At 41.8% G+C, this 23,817-nt stretch carries 27 protein-coding genes, 1 tRNA gene and 1 pseudogene; 22 read left to right on the top strand and 7 right to left on the bottom strand.

Going from position 1 to position 23,817, the window contains the following annotated elements:
* Position 1: 1 nt before the first annotated feature.
* Genes L1611_RS06445 through L1611_RS06420 form a run of 6 tightly spaced genes read left to right on the top strand, consistent with a single transcriptional unit; the run spans position 2 to position 8,216 of the window.
* Complete coding sequence (locus tag L1611_RS06445) at positions 2–1,543, top strand: pyridoxal phosphate-dependent decarboxylase family protein (protein ID WP_236312276.1); 1,542 nt, start codon at positions 2–4, stop codon at positions 1,541–1,543.
* The gene (locus L1611_RS06440) at positions 1,540–3,306 is read left to right on the top strand and encodes an IucA/IucC family protein (RefSeq protein ID WP_236312275.1); all 1,767 of its coding nucleotides are present in this window, start codon (positions 1,540–1,542) and stop codon (positions 3,304–3,306) included. Before L1611_RS06445 ends, L1611_RS06440 begins: the two co-directional genes overlap by 4 nt.
* Before the next feature lie 22 nt (positions 3,307–3,328).
* Positions 3,329–3,889, top strand: a complete 561-nt coding sequence (locus tag L1611_RS06435) for a GNAT family N-acetyltransferase (RefSeq protein WP_236312843.1) — start codon at positions 3,329–3,331, stop codon at positions 3,887–3,889.
* The gene (locus tag L1611_RS06430; RefSeq protein ID WP_236312274.1) at positions 3,855–5,198 is read left to right on the top strand and encodes a lysine N(6)-hydroxylase/L-ornithine N(5)-oxygenase family protein; all 1,344 of its coding nucleotides are present in this window, start codon (positions 3,855–3,857) and stop codon (positions 5,196–5,198) included. Before L1611_RS06435 ends, L1611_RS06430 begins: the two co-directional genes overlap by 35 nt.
* A complete protein-coding gene (locus L1611_RS06425) occupies positions 5,177–6,385 on the top strand; it encodes an MFS transporter (RefSeq protein WP_236312273.1) in 1,209 nt (402 codons plus the stop codon). Before L1611_RS06430 ends, L1611_RS06425 begins: the two co-directional genes overlap by 22 nt.
* Positions 6,386–6,407: 22 nt before the next feature.
* Positions 6,408–8,216, top strand: coding sequence for an IucA/IucC family protein (locus L1611_RS06420; protein WP_236312272.1), 1,809 nt, complete (start codon positions 6,408–6,410; stop codon positions 8,214–8,216).
* A gap of 209 nt (positions 8,217–8,425) precedes the next feature.
* Here the strand turns inward: L1611_RS06420 and L1611_RS06415 are convergent, their stop codons facing one another.
* Positions 8,426–9,043, bottom strand: a complete 618-nt coding sequence (locus tag L1611_RS06415) for a class I SAM-dependent methyltransferase (protein WP_236312271.1) — start codon at positions 9,041–9,043, stop codon at positions 8,426–8,428.
* A 98-nt stretch (positions 9,044–9,141) separates the two neighbouring features.
* Here L1611_RS06415 and L1611_RS06410 point away from each other — a divergent pair, with 98 nt between their 5' ends.
* Together L1611_RS06410 and L1611_RS06405 are read left to right on the top strand one after the other, a co-directional pair.
* A complete protein-coding gene (locus L1611_RS06410) occupies positions 9,142–9,618 on the top strand; it encodes a DinB family protein (protein WP_236312270.1) in 477 nt (158 codons plus the stop codon).
* A gap of 3 nt (positions 9,619–9,621) precedes the next feature.
* Positions 9,622–9,990, top strand: coding sequence for a hypothetical protein (locus L1611_RS06405; RefSeq protein ID WP_236312269.1), 369 nt, complete (start codon positions 9,622–9,624; stop codon positions 9,988–9,990).
* Positions 9,991–10,048: 58 nt separating this feature from the next.
* On the opposite strand, the gene L1611_RS06400 is transcribed toward L1611_RS06405, so the two are convergent.
* Positions 10,049–11,548: a flavin monoamine oxidase family protein gene (locus L1611_RS06400; RefSeq protein WP_236312268.1), complete on the bottom strand. Its 1,500-nt coding sequence runs from the start codon at positions 11,546–11,548 to the stop codon at positions 10,049–10,051.
* 194 nt (positions 11,549–11,742) lie between these two features.
* On the opposite strand from L1611_RS06400, the gene L1611_RS06395 reads away from it, so the two are divergent.
* From L1611_RS06395 to L1611_RS06380, 4 genes are all read left to right on the top strand, one after another.
* Entirely contained in the window at positions 11,743–11,841 is a 99-nt protein-coding gene (locus L1611_RS06395; RefSeq protein ID WP_225065756.1) for a putative holin-like toxin, read from the top strand.
* A gap of 152 nt (positions 11,842–11,993) precedes the next feature.
* The gene (locus L1611_RS06390) at positions 11,994–12,269 is read left to right on the top strand and encodes a hypothetical protein (RefSeq protein WP_236312267.1); all 276 of its coding nucleotides are present in this window, start codon (positions 11,994–11,996) and stop codon (positions 12,267–12,269) included.
* Between the two features lie 65 nt (positions 12,270–12,334).
* The gene (locus L1611_RS06385; protein WP_236312266.1) at positions 12,335–12,556 is read left to right on the top strand and encodes a hypothetical protein; all 222 of its coding nucleotides are present in this window, start codon (positions 12,335–12,337) and stop codon (positions 12,554–12,556) included.
* A gap of 440 nt (positions 12,557–12,996) precedes the next feature.
* Entirely contained in the window at positions 12,997–13,860 is an 864-nt protein-coding gene (locus tag L1611_RS06380; RefSeq protein ID WP_236312265.1) for a CPBP family intramembrane glutamic endopeptidase, read from the top strand.
* A gap of 90 nt (positions 13,861–13,950) precedes the next feature.
* Here L1611_RS06380 and L1611_RS06375 read toward each other — a convergent pair whose 3' ends face one another.
* Together L1611_RS06375 and L1611_RS06370 are read right to left on the bottom strand one after the other, a co-directional pair.
* Positions 13,951–14,745, bottom strand: coding sequence for a M48 family metallopeptidase (locus tag L1611_RS06375; RefSeq protein ID WP_236312264.1), 795 nt, complete (start codon positions 14,743–14,745; stop codon positions 13,951–13,953).
* A gap of 1 nt (position 14,746) precedes the next feature.
* The gene (locus tag L1611_RS06370; protein WP_225065762.1) at positions 14,747–15,061 is read right to left on the bottom strand and encodes a TM2 domain-containing protein; all 315 of its coding nucleotides are present in this window, start codon (positions 15,059–15,061) and stop codon (positions 14,747–14,749) included.
* A gap of 203 nt (positions 15,062–15,264) precedes the next feature.
* Between L1611_RS06370 and L1611_RS06365 the strand changes: the two genes are divergently transcribed.
* From L1611_RS06365 to L1611_RS20915, 3 genes are all read left to right on the top strand, one after another.
* Positions 15,265–15,795: a GNAT family N-acetyltransferase gene (locus tag L1611_RS06365; RefSeq protein WP_236312263.1), complete on the top strand. Its 531-nt coding sequence runs from the start codon at positions 15,265–15,267 to the stop codon at positions 15,793–15,795.
* A gap of 489 nt (positions 15,796–16,284) precedes the next feature.
* Positions 16,285–16,860 carry a competence protein ComK gene (locus L1611_RS06360; protein ID WP_236312262.1) on the top strand — a complete coding sequence of 192 codons (576 nt, stop codon included), beginning with the start codon at positions 16,285–16,287 and terminating at the stop codon, positions 16,858–16,860.
* Between the two features lie 381 nt (positions 16,861–17,241).
* Complete coding sequence (locus L1611_RS20915; protein WP_407681708.1) at positions 17,242–17,502, top strand: VVA0879 family protein; 261 nt, start codon at positions 17,242–17,244, stop codon at positions 17,500–17,502.
* Between the two features lie 81 nt (positions 17,503–17,583).
* On the opposite strand, the gene L1611_RS06355 is transcribed toward L1611_RS20915, so the two are convergent.
* Entirely contained in the window at positions 17,584–18,819 is a 1,236-nt protein-coding gene (locus L1611_RS06355) for an aminopeptidase (RefSeq protein WP_236312261.1), read from the bottom strand.
* A gap of 308 nt (positions 18,820–19,127) precedes the next feature.
* Here L1611_RS06355 and L1611_RS06350 point away from each other — a divergent pair, with 308 nt between their 5' ends.
* The 4 genes and pseudogenes from L1611_RS06350 (at position 19,128) to L1611_RS06335 (ending at position 21,326) form a co-directional block, all read left to right on the top strand.
* A complete protein-coding gene (locus tag L1611_RS06350; RefSeq protein ID WP_236312260.1) occupies positions 19,128–19,655 on the top strand; it encodes a hypothetical protein in 528 nt (175 codons plus the stop codon).
* Between the two features lie 180 nt (positions 19,656–19,835).
* The gene (locus L1611_RS06345) at positions 19,836–20,123 is read left to right on the top strand and encodes a hypothetical protein (protein ID WP_236312259.1); all 288 of its coding nucleotides are present in this window, start codon (positions 19,836–19,838) and stop codon (positions 20,121–20,123) included.
* Positions 20,124–20,232: 109 nt separating this feature from the next.
* Positions 20,233–20,565, top strand: a pseudogene (locus tag L1611_RS06340) (nucleoside triphosphate pyrophosphohydrolase).
* A gap of 2 nt (positions 20,566–20,567) precedes the next feature.
* Complete coding sequence (locus L1611_RS06335; protein ID WP_236312258.1) at positions 20,568–21,326, top strand: class I SAM-dependent DNA methyltransferase; 759 nt, start codon at positions 20,568–20,570, stop codon at positions 21,324–21,326.
* Positions 21,327–21,348: 22 nt separating this feature from the next.
* Here the strand turns inward: L1611_RS06335 and L1611_RS06330 are convergent, their stop codons facing one another.
* Positions 21,349–21,864, bottom strand: coding sequence for a DUF1572 family protein (locus L1611_RS06330; protein ID WP_236312257.1), 516 nt, complete (start codon positions 21,862–21,864; stop codon positions 21,349–21,351).
* Positions 21,865–22,019: 155 nt separating this feature from the next.
* On the opposite strand from L1611_RS06330, the gene L1611_RS06325 reads away from it, so the two are divergent.
* Both L1611_RS06325 and L1611_RS06320 read left to right on the top strand, forming a co-directional pair.
* Positions 22,020–22,883 (top strand): STAS domain-containing protein, encoded by an 864-nt coding sequence (locus L1611_RS06325; protein WP_236312256.1) that lies wholly within the window; start codon positions 22,020–22,022, stop codon positions 22,881–22,883.
* A 60-nt stretch (positions 22,884–22,943) separates the two neighbouring features.
* Positions 22,944–23,252, top strand: coding sequence for a hypothetical protein (locus L1611_RS06320; RefSeq protein WP_236312255.1), 309 nt, complete (start codon positions 22,944–22,946; stop codon positions 23,250–23,252).
* Positions 23,253–23,258: 6 nt separating this feature from the next.
* On the opposite strand, the gene L1611_RS06315 is transcribed toward L1611_RS06320, so the two are convergent.
* Positions 23,259–23,519 carry a DUF6154 family protein gene (locus L1611_RS06315; RefSeq protein WP_236312254.1) on the bottom strand — a complete coding sequence of 87 codons (261 nt, stop codon included), beginning with the start codon at positions 23,517–23,519 and terminating at the stop codon, positions 23,259–23,261.
* Between the two features lie 123 nt (positions 23,520–23,642).
* On the opposite strand from L1611_RS06315, the gene L1611_RS06310 reads away from it, so the two are divergent.
* A tRNA-Gln gene (locus L1611_RS06310) sits at positions 23,643–23,717 on the top strand.
* Positions 23,718–23,817 lie beyond the last annotated feature (100 nt).

Below are 23,817 nucleotides of genomic sequence, written 5' to 3'. Positions count from 1 at the left end.
GATGATTACAAAAGTATTGAAACCATCGTCGATTCAAAATGAGGAAAAGAAAACTTTCGATCCCTTCTTTTTGCATGGTGGAGCAGAGGGGGCTGCAGCATACAGCCATGCAGTCCAGCTGGTGAGCGAGAAGTTGATCGAGGCGTTTTCCGATCAATCAAAACCTTACGTCGGAAAAGCGCCCGAAGACATCAGGCATGAAATACAAAGGCTGGAACTTGTAAAGGAAAATGGAGAATCTTTGTATGAACTGTTGGAGGATATACAGGAACCTCTTTTAAAAAGCAATATCAACATCAGCAATCCTAAAAGTATTGCTCACTTGCACTGTCCGCCTTTGCTGCCAGGCTTGGCAGCTGAAATGATCATCAGTGCGTTCAATCAATCCATGGATTCCTGGGATCAAAGTACAGCCGCCACATATTTGGAACATGAGCTGATTCGCTGGCTGCTTCCGAAGTTCGGGTTTGGGGAAGTAGGTGATGGCACTTTTACGAGCGGGGGTACACAATCGAATTATATGGGATTATTGCTCGCCAGGGACGATTATTGCTGGAAGCGATGGGGTCATCATGTCCAAAAGGAAGGACTCCCGGAACAGGCTAATCGATTGAGAATCCTTTGCTCGGAGCACGCTCATTTTACTGTGAAAAAGTCAGCCTCACAGCTTGGTCTAGGGGAAAATGCAGTTGTAGTCATCAAAACGGATGATTACCATCAAATGTGTATGGACGACCTTGAAGAAAAATTGGGATCTCTTGAAGATAACGGACTATTGCCTTTTGCACTCGTTGCTACGTGCGGGACGACTGACTTCGGCAGTATCGATCCGATGAAAGAAATTGGACAGGTTGCTGAGCAATATGGTCTCTGGTTCCACGTGGATGCTGCCTATGGCGGTGCACTCATCCTTAGCCACAGCCATTATCAAAAGCTGGCTGGGATTGAGCAAGCTGATTCGATCACCGTCGATTTTCACAAGCTTTTCTATCAACCGATCAGCTGCGGGGCTTTCCTTGTCAAAGATAAACGATCATTCAGGTATATACAGCACTATGCCGATTATTTGAATCCTAATGATGACGAGGAGGATGGCATGCTTCATCTTGTAACGAAATCAACACAGACGACGAGACGATTCGATGCGTTGAAGCTGATGATGTCCTTACGGATGATTGGAACCAAAACATTCGGTGACATGATCGATTATACGTTCAATCTTGCCAGGGAAACAGCAGATGAGATCCATCGACGCCCTGGTTTCAGGATCATCAACCGGAATCCAGCCTTGAACGCCGTCGTATTCCGATATGATCCAATCGCTGGTGAAGGACTTGACTTGAATTTGCTCAATAAAAAAATTCAACAGATGCTGCTCGAGAGCGGTGGGGCAATCATGGCGAAAACCTCTGTTGAGGGAGAGACCTATTTGAAATTCACCTTGTTGAATCCTCGGACTACATTGGACGATATCAAGGAAATTCTTACGATGATTGAACAATATGGACAAACGTACTCAACCGAATGGGGGATGAACCATTGAAAAAGTATAAAACCATTGCTGAACAAGCCACAATGCAGAGTTTTCTGAATTGCTATCTGAGAGAGACCGGAAATTATGAAAGGGTTGCTGATCAGACGATTCTCCAAACAATTGATAAAAAAGCAGAGCGTATCATCAAATGTTACCTCCAGCATCAAGGAGTGGAATTGATCATGCCGGTTAATTACTGGTCGCCTACAGGCCGCCACCTATTCGCGTTTCCGATCTATTACCGCCATGTAGGCAGTCAGAGACTAAGAAGCATCGATTACATCACACTCGTTTCATTGTTGACAAAAGAGTTGTTGATCGAGCAGAACCGGGAAGATGCCGAAGATGAATTCATGCTGAGGGTCATTCTAAGCTGCCGCAATGTCACAAAATATATTCAAGAACGTGCAGAGGACTCAGAGCAGTTGTCTGATGTGAACTTCAGCTATATTGATTCAGAGCAGTCGTTGTTATTCGGACATTTGCTGCATCCTACATCGAAAAGCAAGCAGGGGATCTCAGAGGAAGAAGAGCATCTGTATTCCCCTGAGCTTAAGGGTGAATTCCAATTGCATTACTTCAAGGCGGATCCGTCGATTGTCATACAGGATTCAAGTTTGGAGGAAAGTGCCGCATCCATCGTAAGCCGTGAATTGAAGGAATCGGCTGAGCTAGAGGAAGGAAATATCTTCATCCCGACTCATCCGTTACAGGCCAAGCAGCTGATTGAGCGAAAAGATGTGCAATCCTTGATGAAAAGAGGAATGCTCGAATATATCGGTCCATTAGGGAAGAAGTTTACGGCTACATCCTCTTTCCGGACTGTTTACAGCAAAAGATCGAAATACATGTTCAAATTTTCTGTCCCAATCAAAATCACGAACTCACTGCGTGTCAGCCAAAAGAAAGAGCTTGACCGAGGTGTGGAAGTTTCGAGACTGCTCGGTAAAAATGTAGGGCAGGATTTACAGGAACGATTCGAGCGTTTCCGTATCATTGAAGACCCAGCATACTTGAATTTGGATCTTGAAGGGGATTCCACTGGATTTGAAGTCATCATCAGGGAAAATCCATTCTATGAAAATGGCCGCAATACGAGTTTGATCGCGGGATTATGCCAGGACCATGCCTATGGTGGCAAGATGAGGATCCTAGCGATCGTCGAGGAGATCGCGAGCCGGGAAGGTCGGAGTACCGAAGAAGTGAGTGTGGATTGGTTCAATCGTTATCTATCCATTTCCTTGGATCCGATTCTCTGGCTCTATGAAACCTATGGAATCGCACTGGAAGCCCATCAGCAGAACTCGGTACTCCAATTGGACGACGGTTATCCTGGGACTTTCTATTATCGTGACAATCAAGGTTATTACTACAGTGAACCGAAGGCCGATTTGTTAGTCGCGTTGCTTCCTGATCTGAATCGGAAAAGCAATACGATCTGTTCAGATGAGGTAGCAGAAGAACGGCTACGCTACTACTTCTTCATCAATCACCTGTTCGGGCTCATCAACGGATTCGGTGTAAGTGGCTTGATAGCCGAGGAAAAGCTTTTGCAGGTCTTAAGATCACGCCTTGAAGAACATCTGGAGAAAGGAATTGCTGTTCGTTTCATCGACAGCCTGATCAATGTACCAGTCTTGCCTTGCAAAGCGAATCTGTTGACGCGTTTCCATGACATGGATGAGCTTGCCGGATCCCTTGAAACGCAATCCGTCTATACGATGATCGGCAATCCGATCACGCAGGAGGTTGAACTTGCTTATGAGAAGTAGCTACAACTTTTACGATTCAAGGATCGAAAAAGAAATTTCTTTTGAAAAGGTCGATTATGAACGGGATGTTGAACGCATTCACAAATGGATGAATGAACCACACGTCATACCGTTCTGGCAGCTTGACTATCCGATTGAAAAGTTCTCCAAGCACTTACAGAAAGCATTGGCTGATGCGCATCAGACGCTCTGGTTGGGAAGTCTGGAAGGGGTTCCGATGAGTTACTGGGAGTCCTATTGGGTCAACGGGGATGTCGTCGAAAAGTGTTATGAAGCCGACAGATCCGATCGAGGAATCCACTTACTTATCGGAGATACTGCTTATCTTGGGAAAGGTTATTCATTGCCAATGCTTGAATCGATGGTCGGTTTTCAGTTCCAAGTACATGAGACGACGAAGATCATCGCAGAGCCTGATATCCGGAATGAAAAAATGATCCATGTGTTTGAACAATGTGGTTTCGAACGGGTAAAACCGATTGAACTTCCTGATAAAACAGGATTATTGATGTTTTGTCATCGGGACGTGTTTGAAAGGAGACGGAAACATGACGGTAAAAGAAGAATCCAAGCGAATACATGATGTCATTGGAATTGGGATCGGGCCGTTCAATTTAGGAATGGCTGCGCTGTTAGAAGAGGTTCCGGAGATCGATGCGTTGTTTTTTGAACGGAAAGATGAATTCGATTGGCACCCAGGGATGCTGCTGGATGGGACGACTCTCCAGGTCCCATTCTTTGCAGATCTGGTAAGCATGGCGGATGTCCGGAGCAAGTACAGCTTTCTCCATTATCTGCAGGAGCATGATCGCATATACCACTTTTATTTCCTGGAAAAGTTCCATATTCCAAGGAAAGAGTACAACCATTATTGTAAGTGGGTGTCTGATCAACTAGGTACTTGCCGGTTCGGAAGGTCAGTTGAAAATGTTCAGGCGCTTGTAGAAAATGGGGAGCAGATATACGAGGTGGACGTCTTGAACAGGAGAGACCGTTCGATTGAAACTTATCAGGCGCGTCACCTGTTGATTGGGATCGGCACATCACCGTCCGTTCCATCCTTCATAAAGGAGCATATCGGGGAAACGGTCTTCCATTCGTCCCAGTTCCTGAACAATAGGAAACGATGCCTCGAAGCCGGATCGATTACGGTGATCGGTTCAGGCCAGAGTGCTGCGGAGGTATTTTATGATCTTGCAAAAGAACAAGAACAAAAAGGATATTCATTAGATTGGTATACCCGTTCAAAAGGGTTCTTCCCGATGGAGTATTCCAAGCTTGGGCTTGAATATTTCTCACCGGACTATACTGATTTCTTCTACCAGCTGCCGCAATTTAAAAAGGACAAGCTGATACAGGAACAGGATCTTCTCTATAAAGGAATCAGCACAGATACGATTGCGGAAATCTATGATCTGCTCTATGAGCGTACTGTAGGTGATGGGAAGCCTGACATCGGGTTGCAGGCGATGACGGAAGCCTCGGACCTTAAGCGGACCGGTGACAATTGGGAGTTGGAATTCATCCACAGGCTTACGGAACAAACATTTGTAAAAAAATCAGATGTCGTCATACTTGGAACTGGTTATCAACCTACAGTGCCAGGATTTTTAGAAGGGATAGACCATCTGATTGACTGGGACGAGCATGGCCGATATCAGATCCGACAAAATTACGAATTGAAAATGAACCAACCGATGGGCAACAAAATCTTCATCCAGAACGGCGAACTCCATACACATGGCGTAGGCGCACCGGATCTCGGATTAGGAGCCCATCGCAATGCAGTCATCATCAATTCCCTGGTTGGACGTGAAGTATATCCAGTAAGGAAGAAAAATGTATTCCAGACATTCGGAATGGAAGCGTCATGTATGCCAGCCAACGTTTAAACAACTTTATCCTGTTCGGTTGTATCTTCCTGTTTGTCGGGACAGAGGTGTTGTTATCGCCATTCTATCCGCAATTCTTTGAAAAAGTGTTCGGGATTGAGGATTTGAGCTTCACAGGCATGTATGTTTTTTTATGCCGTCTGACCGTGGTGCTGATCTCGCCGATCTGGGGGCTGCTCGCAAAACGGTTTGATGCCAGAAAATTGCTGCTGATCGGGCAGGTTGGCACTGCTTTTGCTTGTGTTCTTATGGCGGTATCACAGACAGAACAGCAATTCCTCATTTTTTCGATCTGCCTGTTGTTTTTTAAAAGCAGTTACATCTTACTGTACACGATTCTGATCCAACAGGCTGGAAAAGCGAAAAAGCGTGTGACCGGGCTCTATCATGCTGTATTCCAGTCATCCGTGATTGTTGCAACCTTAGCGAGCGGGTGGGTGATCCAATTGGAGGATCCGCTCATCGTCTTCTGGTGGGCGGCAGCATTGGATGCCCTCCAAGCGATCGTTTGCTTTCTCGTTTTTAAGAGGATGAGGGCTTATGCTGAGGTTGCTAAAGAGCCAGAAGTGCTCGGAAAACGGGTTGTTGGCTTTGGCTTCCTTATGAAAATGGCATTGATCATTTTCACGCTGCATTTCTCAGTCACGCTAGTACGGCCATTTTTCACACTGTTTTCGGAACGGGAGCTTCATACATCCGTGTTTTCAAGCAGTTTGCTGTTCCTTATGCCGAGTATCATGGCGGTGGCGGCTGCACCGATGATCGTAAAATGCCGACCCGATAAGATCCCGTCCTTGTATAAAATAGCAGGTATGATCCTAGGAGCCAGTCTCCTGTTCCAAGGGGTCGTCACCAGTATGCCGTTATTCGTGGTGTTCAGGTGCCTGTTCGGGCTGGCACTGGCAATCTGCCAAGCCAGCTTGGAAATCGTCCTGTTCCAGCGCGGCGGCAATGTCCATTATCAATATGGGATTATGTCAGCCTTTCAAAATATGGGGCTATTGCTTGCGCCGTTGGCTGCTACATTTTTAGTGGAAAATTACACGTTACAGCATCCATTCCTCTATGCTAGTGTAGCAATCGCGGTTCATCTAGCTCTTGTATTCCTGACCATCTATAGTAGGAGCGGAGTTCAAGAAGAGAAAAGGATCATTGCTGAACAAGAGAAACGACGTTATGTTGGATAACCATAAAGAAAGTAGGGATAACATGTTATATAGCAAGGAAGTAGATCATGTCTTGAACGAAGAGGTTTGGCTTGTGGCCAATCAGAAGCTGCTTGCAAAAATGCTTGCAGAATATAAGTATGAAGGGATGATTCACCCTGAAGTCACAGGGGAAAGCGAGAATGGAAAGGTGTACGAGCTGATGGTTTCTGATGGTAAGAAGTACCGATTCACAGCGAAACCTCGTCTGTTCGACAGCTTGGATGTTGAACCCCATACAGTTGAAGTTTCGGTAGAGGGAAATTGGGTGAAAGCAAAAAGCGCAATTGAACTTTTACTTGATATCCAACCGATGATCGGAATGTCTGCTGAAACGGCAGGCCATCTGATCAAGGAACTGAACCATACGTTGCTTGCGGATGCACACTTGCTCATGAAGGATTCCAATCCAGCCGATGAATTGATCCATGAAGATTACAGCAAAATTGAAGGGGAGATGAGCGGGCATCCGTGGATTACATATAACAAAGGACGGATCGGCTTTGGTTATGATGATTATCTTGCGTTCGCCCCTGAAAATCAACAAGAGGTGAAGCTGTTATGGATTGCTGTCCATAAAGATAATGCAAGCTTCCAATCTGTCGAAGGGCTTACTTTTGAAAAAGTCATCGAAGACGAATTGGACGAGACAGAAGTTTCTCGCTTTGAAGCTGTTTTAGCGGAAAAGGGATTGAAGAGGGCGGATTATTTCTTCATGCCGATCCATGAATGGCAATGGAAGAATGTCATCATCCAGACGTTTCCGGAAGACCTTGCAATGGACCGGATTATCGCACTTGGTGAAGGGGATGATCGTTACCTGCCGCAGCAATCGATCCGAACTTTCGCCAATCAGACAGATAAGACAAAGAATCATGTGAAAGTACCGATGAGTATCCTCAACACGCTCGTCTATCGCGGACTTCCATCGGAACGAACCTTGATCGCCCCTCGTATCACCGCGTTCATCAAGGGGATCTATGAAAACGATCCATTTTTAAAAGAGGAATGCAGAGTGATCTTACCAGGAGAGATCGCGAGTATTAATTATGCCCATCCTCAGTACGAGCAGTTGAAGCATGCACCTTATCAATACCTGGAAATGCTTGGTGTCATCTGGCGTGAAAGCATCTACACGTATCTGGAAGAAGGAGAGCAGGCGGTTACATTGGCTGCACTCAATCATGTCGATAAAAATGGAAAACCTTTTATCCACAGTTTGGTCGAGCAATCTGGTTTGACAGCTGAAGAATGGATGAAGGACTTCTTCGGGATCGTCATGAACCCGCTGCTCCACTACTTGTACCAATATGGCACCGTATTTTCACCGCACGGGCAAAATACGATCCTTGTACTGAAAAATCATAAGCCGTACAGGCTGGCGGTCAAGGATTTCGTCGATGATGTAAATATCAGTGACCAGCCTTTTGAGGAGCTTTCTGGTCTGACGGATGATTTGAAGGCTGTCTTACGGAGTGAACCGCCGGAAGGCTTGACGCAATTCATTTTTACAGGATTATTCATCTGTCACTTGCGCTACTTATCCAATGTGCTAGACCGTAGCGGATTGATGAATGAACGAACCTTCTGGGGACTTCTAGCTCGATCGATCAAGGATTATCAGGCAAAATTTCCTGAGCTGGAGGAGCGGTTCAAACTATTCGACTTCTTCAAGCCGGAATTGACCAAACTATGCTTGAACAGGAACCGTATGGTCGATTATGGATATGCAGAGGGTGATGATCGCCCGCACGCCTCCGAATTTGGAAAAGTGGACAACGGACTTGCCTTGTTCCAGTTGATTGAAAAATAAAGCGAACACTAGACCACCTTCCAGATGAGCGGGGAGGTGGTTCTTTTGATGATGGATTGTGATGCAATTATGAGTTCTGTAGTGTTAAAAACTTCAAAGAAGTGCAATTATAGTGGTTGCCGAGCAATGAATTTCACAAGCGGTGCAATTATTTTAATTTTCGCGCAATTATTCTTGAAAACCGTGCAATTATCATTTTGTCCTACTCATCAACCTTTCTTCAACACGATTTTCCGGTACATCCCGTTCATCATGACAGGTGAATCTTCCATTTTGGTCATCGAATGGTTGTTTTTGCGGTACAACTCTTCAAAATCGATCCCGATATCTGTTCCTAACACTGATATAACTGGCCTGATCAATCTTTTCCTAAATGATAATTTTCCTTTACCAGGCGTAAATTTATCAAATATGATCAACTGACCGTCTTCTTTGAGCACACGTTCCATTTCTTTAAAACAAGCATCAGGGTTCGGTACGACTGATAAGATCAAACTTGCAACAACAAAATCGAAGGATGCATCTTCAAAAGACAGATGCTGTGCGTCCATTTCTAAAAATCGAATCGAGGTATCATTGTATTTTGCCTTAGCTTTCTTCAACATATCTTTTGAATAGTCGACCGCTGTGATTTCCAAATTTCCATGGTCGATATACGCTAAGTCAGCCCCTGTACCTATTCCGGTAAAAAGGACAGTCGCACCGTCCGGAAAAAGAGCATCTTTGAAGATCTTCAAACGTGCGGTACGAAATCTACCCGTATTAAATATAGATTCATAGACAGGGGACCACGCTTTGTAGATGATTTTGTTCCAGGAATTGTTCATTTGTATTCTCCTAATCTTAATCTATCTACCAATATACAATATATGTAAGTATCTGATAAGATGATAAGTAGGTGTTTTACTAAAAGGAGGCGGTAAATTTGGATAAAAGTCCACAATGGCTATTAACTTTCGAGGAAAAGTGTGAATGGGTAAGCTCTTTACGGACAACCCCAGATGAACGATGGCTTAAACCTATTGCTGAGGGGAAATGGTCGATCGGTGAAATCATCAGCCACTTTTATTTCTGGGACCGTTTTATTTTTAATGAGAGACTATTAAAATTAGAAAGTGACGACTTCAAAAAAGCCAATGTTGAGGATATGAACAAGAATGCTTCTGATTTTGCCAAATCAGGAGTACGTAGAGAGGAGCTCATTTCGATGTTCATCCAATCCCGGAAAGAGATTTGCCTATTCATTCATAGCCTTCCTGATCAACGGTATCACGTACCATTGAAAATCGGAAATAACTCGGTAACGATTGAGAAATATATCGAAAGGATGAATGAACACGATCACCATCATATAAACCAAGTCGAAGCTTTTTTGAAAGATAAAGCACTTGTCCAGGAATAAAAAATGAGAAAGCTTTTACTCTCGTTAAGTATTGGTATTTTGTCAATAGTATTCCTGCTGCTTTATGCTGCACCTATTCTTTTTCAAGAAGGGAACCCAGCTCCACTACTGACAGCGATCATGAAACTAGAGAAAACGGACGAAGGGTACATCCAGTATACTGAAACGGAAATGAAGAAGAAATACATATCCAAAAACAACAGGGAGAACCGGTACCAAGTCGTGAAGGAAGTGTTGGAAGCTAAAGGATGGTCATATGAGGAGCAGGCAGGATCAGGGTTAATTTTTGAAAAAGGAAACAACGAGTTGATTGTTGATACAAAACTCTATTCTTCATACTATTATCTTTGGAGTCTCCCAAAGGAAATCTAACAAAGAAACAAGGGGATTATGCTATTGCTTACCGTTCTTGACGGTATAAAGAAGGCTTTCATCCTGAAAGGGTCAAATTATTTACTTCAGCTGCAGCTCGAATACCGGATTCAATCGCTCCTTCAATCCACCCGTGAAAGGAAGAAGTATGTTCTCCTGCAAAATGGATCCTTCCTTCCGGGCGCGTCATTACATCACGGAATTCTGTGAATTGATTGGGTTTGAACATTGTAAAACAGCCACCGGAAAATGGATTCAAGCCCCAGCTGAAGGAAGCCCCAGTAAGAAACTGTTCAAAAACAACAGGCCCGTGGACATATGACAACATCTGGAGTGATTCATATATTCGTCTTCCTTCTGGAAGGGAATCCCATAAACTGGCGTTATCTCCCCATGTATAACTTCCTAACATGACCCCCGGTCCAGGCTGGCCTATTCCATGGCTTGGATAATAAGCGAATTGGAGTGGCAGATCGGTTGTAAGGTTTCCTCCTAATAGCTTTTCAGCTTCCCAAAATTTTCGTTTGAATTCCAATCCTATCTTTGTTGAGGGAACAGAATGGAGTTCATGTATCAATTGCCTCTTTTTAAAAGATAATGAGTTGTAAGGCTCAACGTTGACGAATTGGAACACCGGGTAGGGAATAGTGGTGATCACATAATCACCAGTGATCTGTTGCCTTTGTCCGTTTTTGAAGTTCATGGTTGACACTGTTATACGATCAGAAGCTTGATGGATTTGTTCCACTGTTTGATTGAAAAAAATGTCGCTGCCAAGTTGTTGCATGAAGGACCATGGTAAACGATCGTTTCCACCAGGTATTTCTACATACTCTAAATCCCCAGTGTATAGGTTTGTGACAATGTCAGTTATGATGTCTATGAATGAAAGCTCTGGAAAACCTTCGATCCCAAGCATGACCTGGATCATCCTTATTTCTGCATCCCCTAACGATGGTCCGAGAGGATTATCCCTCAAAAAAGTCCCGAAAGAATACTCGTCATATTCTATTTTTAGTTGCTCTCGTTCTTCAGGTGAAGCCTCATTATATAAATCGAAAAATGGCTGTACAGCTTCCAAGAAAATTTCCATGGCAGTCTTGTCCTTATTTTCAGGTGACACAGGAAACTTTAAAATATTGGGGAATTGTTCATAAATGCTTCGTTTTGTTTTAACATTATTTACAAAAATAACATCGTTCGGTGTACTGTTGATGAAGGTGTTCACTGGGAGCTGTAAAAGTTTGATATATTCCATTACGAGCAGGTGTGTTCTTGGTATCCGCATGGCACCGACATCAAGATAATTCCCGCTTGAAAAAGGCTTCCTTAAAGTGTAGACACGACCGCCGACACGATCATTTCCCTCTAAAATGACGACTTGATGTCCTGCTGCCTTTAAAAGGGAGCCCGCGACGAGGCCGGCCATCCCGGCTCCCAGGATGATGATCCTCTTAGGGTTGGCCGTTTTTGGCAATCCTTTTTGGATAATTTCAAGCATACCATCCGGATAGGAAGGTACTACTCGTTCAGAAGATAATACAGTACGTTGCAACATCGGCTCCCCTCCTTATCTATAACAGTTTATTTTCCATAAAATAGAAATATTACAATGGGGCATTATTCCAGGAAAATTTGATTTTTTTAAAAAATCCGTTTGAGACAAGCCCGATTTTGCCATCCTATGTAATAGAGAGACAAAGTTGTGACAACGTAAGACCAAACAGGTCAAAATCGAAAGGGGATATGGGAATGGAACCTGAGAAGGCGATTGGGTTGATGCTTCAGTTCGGGATGTATACGATTGGGATCATTACTGTCACAATTTTGATTTTGAAGGCGATAACATGAGAATGCTAAACCATTATGAGACCTGCTGCTGAGGTCTTTCTTTTTTTGTCTTTTTTACGTATTGCCATGTCGCAATTTTACTATCGATTGTTAGAGGAACCATAGCGAAATTCGAGAAAACGTTACTAAACAAATCTGTAAAGGGGAGAACTATGAGTAAAACATTGAATATCTGGTCTTTTTTGATTATGTTCCTCTCTGTTGGTCTTTTTTTTACTCAATCGTTTGTCGTTCAAATCATCCAGCCTTCAATCGGTCATCAGCTTACACTTGCTTTGTCCCTGTTGGCGTTCTTATTGGGTGTGATCGGAATGTTTTCAATCGATAATTGGAAAGCAGCCTTCCGGAGTATTCTTACGGTTTTCTTCAGTGCTTCATTGTCTGTCGTGTTGACATTCATTATGTTTATCGGCTTACTTTTTGATTGATGTTGGTGGCAGGTGCCAGTTCTCCTTCATAATATGTAAGAACGTTTTATGAGGAGGACTCAAGCATGGCCAAGAAACCAGCAAAGAAAACGACCAAAAAAGCCTCAAGATACGAATCGAGTGTAAATAAATATGAGCACACAATGAAAATGGTGACGAGTGAGACCTGCATAGCCTGCAAAACACAATGCGCAAGAGGGATCGATTACATGGAGAGGATGTCAAAGCCCGGAGCGGTCGGGAAAGGGGTTCCTTGCCATCTCACCAAAGGAAAAGGGATGAAATAAACGAATTGATATGATGGGCTGTCCCAATGCCAGACACCACCACACAACATTTTGCATTAAAACTACACGAACGGTGGGAGTCAGACACTTATGGGACAGTCTTTTTCTTATGAACCGGGTTGTGAAAAAGTGAAAAGGCATTCTGATAAAGGTAAAGAAATTTAAAGTAGGAGTAATTCGATGAAACTTCAGGTGGTTATAAAACGTATAACATCATAAAATCCAGGAGTTGTATTTATGAAAAAGTTCTTTTTGCACTATTGGATGTGGTTGTTGATAGTGGTGTTGATAATCAGTGAAGTCTTCACTTTCATCTATCTTCATCCATAATCAGGGGCAGAATAGGAATCCTATCACTGCTTTATCTTACTATTTCTGTAGAAAGAGTCGGAAATCCGGTCATTGACTGAGGTCGCATTTACGGAAATGGAGTATCTTCTATGGAAAATAAATTTCTACATATAAAATTCCGCTATCTGATAACATGGTATGCCATTGCTATAGGTATCCTTGCTTTTGGTGGAGTCTTTTTATCGCTCATGGACATGGGTGGCTCTTTAACCTCTTTCATCACTTTTTCTCAGTTCGCGCTTTATGCCGTAGCGGTCCTGTGGCTGAGAAGGGCATATTATAAGAATAATATGAGCGTAAAGGGATTGTTCAAGTCGATCCGTAAATCCAATGGACTGGGTAAGAAAATGCTGTTCACGATTTTCCACCTTACCTTTTCATTTTCCGTAGTAACTTTCATTTTTTATTTGTTTTCATTTTTAGTGCCAGACTTTCTAGTTGAAATGTTGGAGGATGGAGACGCTACCAGATCGTTCGTTTCTGAAACCTCTATACCTTCGTTCATCCTGATCGTATTAATCGCTCCGATTGTTGAAGAATTGGTGTTTAGAGGGACACTCCTCCAAAAGCTCCGTTTCAAATATGGAAACACGGCTGGTATCCTTGTGACTTCGGCCATTTTCAGTTTGATCCATATGAACAGTGGCATGATCGGGCATTTTACACTTGGCGTTTTCTTAAGCATCTTTTACTTGAAGACGAAGAATATCTGGGTACCGATCATCTGTCATGCGCTGAACAATTTCCTGGCATTTTTCGCTTTTATGATAGATGGGGGTTCTTCTGAGGGAAGCATTGGGGATGCCATCATGGAAATTCAGCAAGTCGGCCATTATTTTGGGATATATGCCTTTTTCTGTACGATTTTCTTAATATGGCTTACGGCTTCCCAGATCAAAAAGCTTAATAAGCGTGAGGAGAAGGAGGTTGTATCAACTATTCAAGTTGAGTGAGGAGGTGCGGGAATAGGGATCTCCTTATTATGGAGTATGATCGAAAAAGCCGTTCAAAGGGAATGATTCCTCAGGAACGGCTTTATTCACTCAAGCTGTAGTTTGGATTTTTTCAAAATGTGATGGATCAAATCCATAAAGTTGAGGATATGCGTACAATTGTTGTAATTCGTTTATGCGTAATGGTAATGGAGGATGAGTGCTCATGATATGGGAGAACCATACAAAAAATCCTTTTTCCTTCTGGTGTTGCTCAAGGTAATCGTGGACATTCATATCATCAAACAATACTTTACCGATTGCTAATAGACTTAGGCTGCGAATACCCGCTTCGACATTTCGGACAGTTACGGCGGCAATCCGATCACATGAGTGTTCACAGGCACGTGAATAGGCATTCCCTAAAAATGGAGTCCAAAGTGCTGGCAATATGACCAATTGTTTCATTATGTGGTTTCTTTGGATATGTGCCAACTCATGCGCAATGATAAAATCAAGTTCTTTGCTGTTATGACGAAGGTGAAGTTCGAAAATATCAGAATATAATACGACGAAATTCCTTCCGAAAAAACGGGTGGCGAAAGCGTTCAGAATTCCATCAGACTGCATCACGTATACATCTGGTACTTTATCAAGTCCCATTTGGTCACATAATACACGCGTTCTTTCGTAGACTTCCGGGTATTGATTGCTGGTGATCCTTACTCCGTTATTGAGGATGTTTCCGACCATCAATCCATGTAATAGCGTCGTGATTAGTAGACCTCCTAAGATGTAGAAGATCCCGATAATTGAAAAAATTAGTACAAGATAGGTCACAACACTTAGTACGAGAGCAAAAATGAAATATCCTTTTTCTTTATCGTGTACTAAACGATTGATCATTTTATAAAGCTACCTTCTGATCCGCTTGCTTGATTTCTTGAAGAATAATCCCTTCAATTTCTTCATTTTTTGTCTTTAACATCCCATTGATGAAAAATGCATCAATCAATGCCCATATCCCAAAACCGCCTAATGTCAGGGTCATCGCAATTCCAGAACCTACTTTACCTAAAAAGTAGCGATGTCCGCCGAGCCCGCCTAGGAATAACCATAGCAACCAGGTTACAGCTGTAGATTTCTTTCTTTTTTCCATTTCTGACCCTAAAAGATGAAGCTCCTGGTTACTCAACTCTTTTTTCAATATTAAGTTTTCCATCTCTCTTTCTCCTTCTGCTTTCAAATATATTATAACGATATAATGATAATGCAATTTCAAGATCTTGTATATATCTTTTTAAGGGGGCCAAAAGAAATATTTTTCGACATTTTATACTGAAGGATTTCAATGAAGGGTTTATGGGGTTGGGATCGAATGATATATGTGACAAAAGTATTATGAAAAGAGAAGAGGTTGGTAATATGTTGTTTAAAGGGGAAAAAGTCTCACTGCGTAAAATGACAATGGAAGATACATCTATATACCATAAATGGCAAAATGATATGAAGATTGCTCCACTTGTCAATCCTTTCATTGATATGCTTTCGATCGATGAAGTTGAAGAGAGTTTAAGGGGAATGTTGCATGCCGATAACCGGAAGAATTACATCATTGAGCATCTGAAAGATGAGAAGCCGATCGGTTATACAGGATTGTTCAATATCAATCATTACCACAAAAACGCTGAATGTTATATTGCCATTTATGAAGATGGGTATCGTGGAAAAGGCGTTGGTCCTGAAGCGATGGGACTGTTGATGGAATATGTGTTCAAGGAAATGAACATGCACCGTCTATCCCTGAGGGTCTTCGCTGAAAACGAACATGCGATAGGGATGTATAAACGGATCGGTTTTCAGATTGAAGGCCATCTTCGGGAAACAAGGTTTTACCAAGGAGCATGGCAAGATTCCTACATTATGAGCATTTTGCAGGAAGATTATCTGACCTAGTGGAACATCTGCATCTTTTAAATAGGATGCCTTCGTATAGATGGTTGTATTAGAATTTAGAAATATACGAAAGAAAAGCGGAAGTGACTGGTCGCTGAGCTAGACATCAAGAAAAAAGGAAGCGACCTGCTTCGTCACGCAGGTCATTTGTGCAGAAAACAGCCTTTGAATAAGAATCATGCCCGCCAGGCATCGGTTCTTTTTTATTGGCTTTGTCATTTTTACGAAGTTCGGATCGATTTCGGGCAGGAGTATTGCGAATTTCTCTGATATCAACCTTTCATAAACGGCTTTTCATTTAAGAGAAATAACGAATAACATGATGAAATTGTATAAAATATTAGAATTATATATAAAATTCAAAAAACTATATAATTTATTTACATTATATGGTACTATAATCCTAACTAAGAGGAAAGGGGATTATAGTGTAAACCGTGCTTTGCACCTTAGACCTTCAAACATAATCATTTTTTGGGGGGATTTATCATGGGGAAAATGAAAGACGAAGTTTATTTGATCAATGGGCATACGATGGTGATCTTACCGCATTTTGATGGTTTTGGAAATCTTTATTCACTTGTAATTGAAGCAGAGCGTGAATTGGTTTTGAAACGGAAGCCGATTGATATCATGAAGGACAGCTGCTTGTATTATGGTTCCAGTTTACAAGGAAGAGTAGACGGTGCAATCCATGTCACCAAGTTCAGCAGGATGGTCCCGATCATGGTGTGCAATCGTTCTGGGATCTTTTTCTTTCCGACACAATCATCGAAGAGTGAGTCATGTATTTGGATCGCCCATAGCCATGTGAAGGAAATCATTCGAGTTGACTCGGAACATTGCAAGGTTGTGTTGACGAATCACAAAACGGTTCCAGTTCACGCGACCAAAGCAGTGATGGAGTCAAAGGTCAACAGGGCGGCACAATATCGCCATCTCGTCAATCAACAGTTTTTGGTGCAGTATCCGAAATCAAATCCAGTCAACCCCGATCATTTAGTTGCTCTCGAATCAACAGGTGCCTACACATTTACACAAGATCAAGACAGGACCCTCTCCTGACGGAACTTTAATGAAAAACATCGGTACATATAAGTAAGATAAGTCGGTAAGGGGTGAAGGGAAATCATAGCAAGAATCAATCATGACAGCTGCTAAAACGCAGCTGTCTTTTCTCTTGGATAATCGTGCTTTGTTTTTAATTTTCTAAAGAGAGCTTTGTACCAACTCCAGCCGGAAAAATGACTGGCGTAACCCTCGTAGCAGAATGAACGTTAACTGTGTCGAGAATGTAAATCATTCAAACGTTAATGAAAGTTATAGGATTCTTCATATATGGTTCATAAAAGTGATTTAACCTTTAATTAAATCAAGCCTTTGGTAATGTTCTACTACATTTGATACCTAAATAGATTGTAGAGTAGAGGAAGGTGTTAAGTGGCAATGCAAAAGTATTCAGTTCAAGAATGGGAGTTGCATGGAATTCATTTATATGGGAGAGAAAAAAGATACTGGAACTTTCAATGTTCTAATTGTTATAGTGTTCAATCGGTGGAAGATATTCTGAAGGCGGGGTTTCCCCCGAACATGGCTTATTCATACTGTCAGAACTGTCACCATAAGGCTAAACAAGGGACGGAGGGGAAAGGGAAAATCATTAAGGTCAATCAAGATCTCCACGTGGAAATATTTGATTTTGCATAATAAAACGGGACTAGACTAGGTAAGATGGAAGCTTCCTTTAGGAAGCAAAACATCGTCTTAGTCAGTCCCTTCTTTATCACTTTAAATGGCCCAGTTTCCGTCTTTGAACAGTTGGATCTTTTGTCCGTCATTGGTTTCTGCGACAATATCCAAGTCAGCAGAACCGATCATAAAGTCGGTATGTCCTCGACTTTGGTTGACACCTCGATCTTCCAACTCTTCTTTGGAAAGCTTACTGACATCTTTGACTGACATAGTGATGGCAGTCCCGACAGCAAGGTGACAGGAGGCATTTTCATCATATAAGGTGTTGTTGAAAATGATCCCGCTGTTGGATATCGGCGAGTCGTATGGTACTAAAGCAACCTCACCTAAGAATTTCATGCCCTCATCAATTTCAAGCAACTGTTTCAACGTGTCATAACCTGTTTCTGCACTGAAATCCACGACTTTTCCGTCTTCAAAAGTGAGGCTGAAATCATCGATGATATTCCCCATTGCCGATAGTGGCTTTTTACTTGAGACGGTCCCATTTACACCATTTTTATGTGGTGTTGTGAAAACTTCTTCAGTCGGAAGGTTCGGTATGTAAGACGTATTGAAAGTCGATTCATGGCCCCCGCCGATCCATAGATGATCCGGATGAAGGTCAATTGTCAGGTCAGTTCCTTCTGATCGGTAATGCAGCGTCTTGAATCGCTTCTCATTCAAGTAATCCACTTTCTCAGAAAGAGCTTTTCCATGTTCCTCCCAGGCTGCGACCGGATCATCCTGATCGATACGGACCGTTTTGAAAATTGCATCCCAAAGCGCCTCGATCGCTTGTTTCTCACTTTTATCCGGGAACACGCTCTTTGCCCATCCGGAAGTAGGCACACCAGCGATCGCCCAGTGTATATCCCCGTTCAGCTGAGCTTTTGAGAATGAATGAAGCCTTTCACCCCGGTTTTTCTGTACCCACATTATACGTTCTGGCGGGACTCCCTTGTATGCATTCGGATCATCCCCCGTAATGTTTAACAAACAGTCATTGTTTTCTGCAAAACTATTATATTTATCGATTTCCCACTGCGGCAGATCATCCTTCAACGTCTCCTCAGAGGCTCCTTCAAAGTGTAATCGGCTGGTCTCGGTATCCTTCCAGTCAACATATACACGCTTGCAGCCATTATCATAAGCATGCTTTGTAACTTTACGCGTAAACTCTTTTGCTTCAATCGGGGAAAGAATCAACAACCGTTGTCCTTCTTGTATATTCAGTCCGGTTTTGACCACGAGTTCAGCATATTGATCCAACTTTTCCTCAAATGATTTCATCTTAAAATCCCTCCTCTAGGAAAATATTATCATAGTTCGATGAAAGGTGTTAGAGAAGAGGCGGTGAATTGGAAAATTTCTGATAGTATTCATTCGAAATGGTATAATATAGAAAATGATTCTGGATACGAGATATAAAGGGTAATAGCTTTGATAAAAGGGGAGGACAATTTGCAAAAAAGAAAATCCGGTGATCGAAAAGACTGAAACAGAATCATCCAAAGGCGTTATTCTCAAACATTTTATAAATCAGAAATGTTCGAAGAGGGTGGTCGGTTATTTTAAAATATGTTTTTCTTTTTATTTGTATGGTTTTAATAGTAGGTTGTTCGAAAGAACCTGAAACTGAACAACACTTTAAAGACTTACTAGATGGAAGTGATATCACATCATTTTCTATCAACATCGGGGGTGAATCTACTGGAATAATTACTGACCGGGAAAAGATCAAAGAGTTTTATCAATTTTTAAAAAACGTAAATGTTAAAAGGATGACTTCAGAAGAAGTGGTAGAACTTCATAAAGATGAAAAATCCATAGAGGTGATGGTGGAAACGGATACGGCTTATGAGATGTATGGGATTCCAATGCTGCAGGATGGGCAGATGGGCGTGGTGATGTTTAAAAATGGGATCGGAAAAGTTTTTTATAAGAGTGTGCAAACCACTCCTGATTTATATGAAGATATCTATACTTATTCGAAAGAAAAGCTGGACCACGGAAAGCCTGTTCAATTGAATATAATCGAGAAATTGGAAAAGGAAAACGAGAACGAGAACGAGAACGATATCATCGAATATCCTGCTGATGAAAGAGTACCAGACAATGGAAAATAAGTGGTTGAAACGTCTTATAATAATTTCGTTCATTAGTATGGTTCTGATTTGGTCTTTTACCTACTATCAAAACTCCTCAATCGATAAAGCGATAAAAGGAAAGAACATCCATCATGGAAGTGGTGTACGTTTCCAAGGATGCTAAGCTAGTCCTCCAGGATACAGGGGACATGATCAAGGGTGAATCCTATTCAAAAAGGGGTCCTCGGCTGGAGGTTGAGAGGAGCCAGTAGTCCTACAGTGAAAAATCGAGATAAGGACACGGTTTTCAGATTAGATAACCTCAGTGTAATTTCTGTTGATGGAAATGGACATTTATACGGTTATGCGAACCCTGCCAAAATCAAACAGATCAAATTTCTGGAAGGGTCTCATGAAGTAAGAGTAAAAATAGATTCCTCCTACTGGTATCTTCCTATGTTAAGTAGCGAAATGAGTTTTAAAGCAGAACAATTGAGTGTGTTTTAAAAGACGGGTCTGAAGTTTTTTATCCTTTTGAAGAATTACAATAGATCATGCATTGCTTCCATTGAGGTGGTGTTTTTTATGGAATTAGTTTATAAAAGGAGCAATGGAAATGCAAAGTTACAATAAATTGGTTCGGGATCGTATTCCAGAAATAATTGAAGCGGATGGCGACCGTTATGAGATCCGAATTTTGGAGTAGAAAGAATACATACAAGCTCTTGAAGAAAAAGCCCTGGAGGAGTTTCAAGAATATAGAGAAGCAAAAGAGGGAGAGTCTGAACTTGAAGAATTGGCTGATCTGTTGGAGGTGATCTATGCGTTGGCAAAAGCCCGAGGATATTCTAGTGAATCACTAGAGTCAGTGCGAAAAAGAAAAGCTGAATTACGTGGTGCATTTTCTAAGCGAATTTTTCTGATAGATGTTAAAGAAGGCAGGGATTAACCATGGGTGGATATACGTATTACAATGAGGATGATTTCTTTCGTAGTTATCAAGAGCGGCGGCATCGAGCAGAAAGCCCGAACAATGTCATGGAAGGGCCTGCATTGATGCCCTTGCTCGGAAATGTTGAAGGAAAAGATGTGCTTGATTTAGGTTGCGGTGATGGTCAGACTGGGGTCGAACTGTTTGCTGGAGGTGCATCAAGTTACCATGGCATTGATGGATCAGTAAGAATGATAGAACTGGCAGAAGGAAATTTGAAGGATATGAATGCAACGTTGGAGCAAATGGATTTAAATGTTTTGGAGGTTGGGATCATGAAATATGATCTCATTATTTCTCGGTTCGTCCTTCATTATTTGGCTGATCTCTCAACGCTATTCCAAAAGATCCATCATTTATTGAAGGAGGATGGGAAGTTTGTATTCAGTGTTCAACACCCTATCATTACGGCTTCAATTAAGAGTGCTCAAGGAAAGCTGAGGGCTGATTGGATTGTGGATGATTATTTCGATGTCGGAGAGCGGATCGAGCCCTGGATCAATCAACCGGTGACAAAATATCACCGGACCACGGAACGCTATGTACAAGAATTGCTAGACGCTGGGTTCATGCTCATAAACCTGAAAGAAGGAACCCCGGAACGCCATCGGTTCAACACGGTGGAAGAGTACGAACGGCGTAAGAGAATCCCTTTATGCCTCATTCTATCAGCGGAAAAAGTGCCAGGCACCGATCAGGAAGGTAGGCGGATCAAGTAGTTTGGAATAGTGCCTGGTACACTTACGGCATGTACTGATCTGATTTGCCTCTTGGGATGCTTAGTGTGTCCCAGTTGCTGCCTTTCAGTTGTTTTCCGATGTAAATGATTTGGCCGATATGGGAAGAGTAATGTGTAATTTGTCTTTGGATAGAACTAAGAACATTCAACGGTTCCTTTCGGATATAGACTGTCTTCATCATATCTTCTTCACTTAGGGAATCAATGGTTTTCAAAAATACATCCCATCCCTTTTCCCATATAGCCATTAATTCTTCTTTTGTTTCCATGTCATCAATGAACTCCGTATCACGATGACGGTCAGGTTTCTCGCCATCTGTTGTCAAAAAATCTGTCCATCTCGAAACCATGTTCCCGCTCAAATGTTTGACGATGATTGCAATGCTATTGGATTCCGTATTTGGAGTCCAGAATAGCTCTTCAGTTGACAATTGCAAAAATACACGCTCCCCTTGCGTTTTCAATCCTTTGATATTCGACTTCACTTCTTCTAAGTAGAATGTGGAAATAGATTCCATCTACCTCACCTCCTGAAAAATGTCATACTGATACATTCCAAATAATCTTAAGAATTCCTTCTTATTTGTGTGAACAATTATCATGCTTGCAGGTATTTTGTTTATTTTTGGAGAATCAATTAGCGAAATAATTTTCATAAAGGGGTTAAGAGCAGATGGATCGAACAGGACAGATACACAGAGTCGTTTTTGTTGCTGAGAGCATATTAGAAAATAAACAGAGGATCGCTGACCAAATAGCCCAGCTCCGGTCAGAGGCGGTCGATGTGGATAACGATTTCTTGAATGAAGATGCAATGAAAGAAAGGGCATTAGACTTGATTGAAATGATCGGTGCCACCCTGAAAAACGATGATCCTGCAGGTTTTAACGAAATTGTCAGTTGGGGAAGCGAAAAAGGAAAAGAAGCGGTCATAAAAGATGTCCCGATAACTGAAGCACTGCAAAATACACAATATTATCGAAAAGCCCTTTGGATGTTCATTGCTGAAATTGTAGAAAAGGAAAGACTCAGCGCGGAAGATATCATTAAGGTTGCAAACGGATTGGATCATGTATTGGATCAAGCTGTATTTGGTTACAGCAAAAGCTATGTGGAATACAATCTGCAAATCGCACAAAGGTATCAAGACACATTACTGGAATTATCCGTCCCAGTCGTACCTCTTTTTAGTGGTGTAGCAGTTCTGCCGATGATCGGTGATATCGATACAAGACGTGCAAAGATGATACAGGAAAAAGCGCTGGAAAGATGTCAGGATTTGAAACTGGATCGATTGATCATTGATTTATCTGGTGTGACAATCGTCGATACGATGGTAGCGCACCATATCTTCCAGTTGGTCACGATACTGAAGCTTTTGGGGGTTAAAGCAGTAATAACAGGGATCCGTTCAGCGGTAGCGATAACCGCTGTAAACCTGGGAATTGACCTTTACAATCTGAATATCTACTCGACCTTACAACAAGCTTTGGAAGCGTTGGGCTATGGCCTGGTGAAAAAGGAAACAATCAAGTAAGAAGGAAGGCAGGAACGTAGTATCAAAAAGTACATCAATTGGAATATCGTATTTATACTTTTGACTTTACAATGGTTAATGACGCCAATCGGAATCGATCATCCTGAGGACCTGGCTTTGGAACGGATCCTCGTAGGACTCATCATCTTTTTTGAACTTATCAACGAATGGAAGAAACTTATCCAGACGAAAATGAAGTTCGGAGTTTATGCTTCATTCTATATTTTCTTCCTTTCCGTGCTTATAGTGGACTTGCTATTAAAAGGATATCAGTCTTTTGCCTCAGCACTATTCGGTATAGGCTTGTCCGTTTTGTATGAGAGATTTAAAAAACATTTCAAAATGGAAGAGGAATATGAACAGGTTTGAATGACTCTATTGAATATAATCGTCTGTGTAATCTTGTCCAAGGGTTACACGGCCGATTCCTTCTTCAGCTAATTTCTTCTGAAGTTGATCAAGTATAAATAAAGTAACCATTTCGTTCAACTCCGCATCACATAGTTCTTCCAATTGCTTGAAAATCTCTTCGCGCGATTTCGTTTCAAGCAATCCATAGACAATCGGATACATATCCTCTTCATCAGCTGAAAAGTGGTATTTAAACGTATCATATATCTCATCGATCCATTTCATAAGCCATCACCTCTAGGTTAATTTACCCATACGTATGCCTCTCATTCACCCTTAAATTTCTTGAAATTTTTTAGCATATTTTTTAAAATAATAATCAATAATAGAAGATGTGTTCATCGTTATTGGGCTATAGCCAAGCGGTAAGGCAACGGACTTTGACTCCGTCATGCGCTGGTTCGAATCCAGCTAGCCCAGCCATACATATAAAAACACCCTTTTGTGGGTGTTTTTCTCTTTTTTAGAAAGAATCATACGGCAACAAACGATTTTATATTTAAAAAAACAACAATGAGTTCAA

Origin of the sequence: Pseudalkalibacillus salsuginis (assembly GCF_021646685.1) — a bacterium.
Taxonomy (GTDB): Bacteria; Bacillota; Bacilli; order Bacillales; family Fictibacillaceae; genus Pseudalkalibacillus; species Pseudalkalibacillus salsuginis.
Note: the sequence above shows the minus strand (reverse complement) of the source record. Positions and strands in the feature narration are given on the sequence as shown.

Excerpts from the sequence above, each read along its gene's own strand:
- L1611_RS06445 (WP_236312276.1), top strand. The coding sequence starts at position 2 with ATGATTACAAAAGTATTGAAACCATCGTCGATTCAAAATGAGGAAAAG.
- L1611_RS06430 (WP_236312274.1), top strand. The coding sequence starts at position 3,855 with ATGACGGTAAAAGAAGAATCCAAGCGAATACATGATGTCATTGGAATT.
- L1611_RS06425 (WP_236312273.1), top strand. The coding sequence starts at position 5,177 with ATGTATGCCAGCCAACGTTTAAACAACTTTATCCTGTTCGGTTGTATC.
- L1611_RS06420 (WP_236312272.1), top strand. The coding sequence starts at position 6,408 with ATGTTATATAGCAAGGAAGTAGATCATGTCTTGAACGAAGAGGTTTGG.
- L1611_RS06415 (WP_236312271.1), bottom strand. The coding sequence starts at position 9,043 with ATGAACAATTCCTGGAACAAAATCATCTACAAAGCGTGGTCCCCTGTC.
- L1611_RS06405 (WP_236312269.1), top strand. The coding sequence starts at position 9,622 with ATGAGAAAGCTTTTACTCTCGTTAAGTATTGGTATTTTGTCAATAGTA.
- L1611_RS06400 (WP_236312268.1), bottom strand. The coding sequence starts at position 11,548 with ATGTTGCAACGTACTGTATTATCTTCTGAACGAGTAGTACCTTCCTAT.
- L1611_RS06395 (WP_225065756.1), top strand. The coding sequence starts at position 11,743 with ATGGAACCTGAGAAGGCGATTGGGTTGATGCTTCAGTTCGGGATGTAT.
- L1611_RS06390 (WP_236312267.1), top strand. The coding sequence starts at position 11,994 with ATGAGTAAAACATTGAATATCTGGTCTTTTTTGATTATGTTCCTCTCT.
- L1611_RS06385 (WP_236312266.1), top strand. The coding sequence starts at position 12,335 with ATGGCCAAGAAACCAGCAAAGAAAACGACCAAAAAAGCCTCAAGATAC.
- L1611_RS06380 (WP_236312265.1), top strand. The coding sequence starts at position 12,997 with ATGGAAAATAAATTTCTACATATAAAATTCCGCTATCTGATAACATGG.
- L1611_RS06375 (WP_236312264.1), bottom strand. The coding sequence starts at position 14,745 with ATGATCAATCGTTTAGTACACGATAAAGAAAAAGGATATTTCATTTTT.
- L1611_RS06370 (WP_225065762.1), bottom strand. The coding sequence starts at position 15,061 with ATGGAAAACTTAATATTGAAAAAAGAGTTGAGTAACCAGGAGCTTCAT.
- L1611_RS06365 (WP_236312263.1), top strand. The coding sequence starts at position 15,265 with ATGTTGTTTAAAGGGGAAAAAGTCTCACTGCGTAAAATGACAATGGAA.
- L1611_RS06360 (WP_236312262.1), top strand. The coding sequence starts at position 16,285 with ATGGGGAAAATGAAAGACGAAGTTTATTTGATCAATGGGCATACGATG.
- L1611_RS20915 (WP_407681708.1), top strand. The coding sequence starts at position 17,242 with ATGCAAAAGTATTCAGTTCAAGAATGGGAGTTGCATGGAATTCATTTA.
- L1611_RS06355 (WP_236312261.1), bottom strand. The coding sequence starts at position 18,819 with ATGAAATCATTTGAGGAAAAGTTGGATCAATATGCTGAACTCGTGGTC.
- L1611_RS06350 (WP_236312260.1), top strand. The coding sequence starts at position 19,128 with ATGGTTTTAATAGTAGGTTGTTCGAAAGAACCTGAAACTGAACAACAC.
- L1611_RS06335 (WP_236312258.1), top strand. The coding sequence starts at position 20,568 with ATGGGTGGATATACGTATTACAATGAGGATGATTTCTTTCGTAGTTAT.
- L1611_RS06330 (WP_236312257.1), bottom strand. The coding sequence starts at position 21,864 with ATGGAATCTATTTCCACATTCTACTTAGAAGAAGTGAAGTCGAATATC.
- L1611_RS06325 (WP_236312256.1), top strand. The coding sequence starts at position 22,020 with ATGGATCGAACAGGACAGATACACAGAGTCGTTTTTGTTGCTGAGAGC.
- L1611_RS06315 (WP_236312254.1), bottom strand. The coding sequence starts at position 23,519 with ATGAAATGGATCGATGAGATATATGATACGTTTAAATACCACTTTTCA.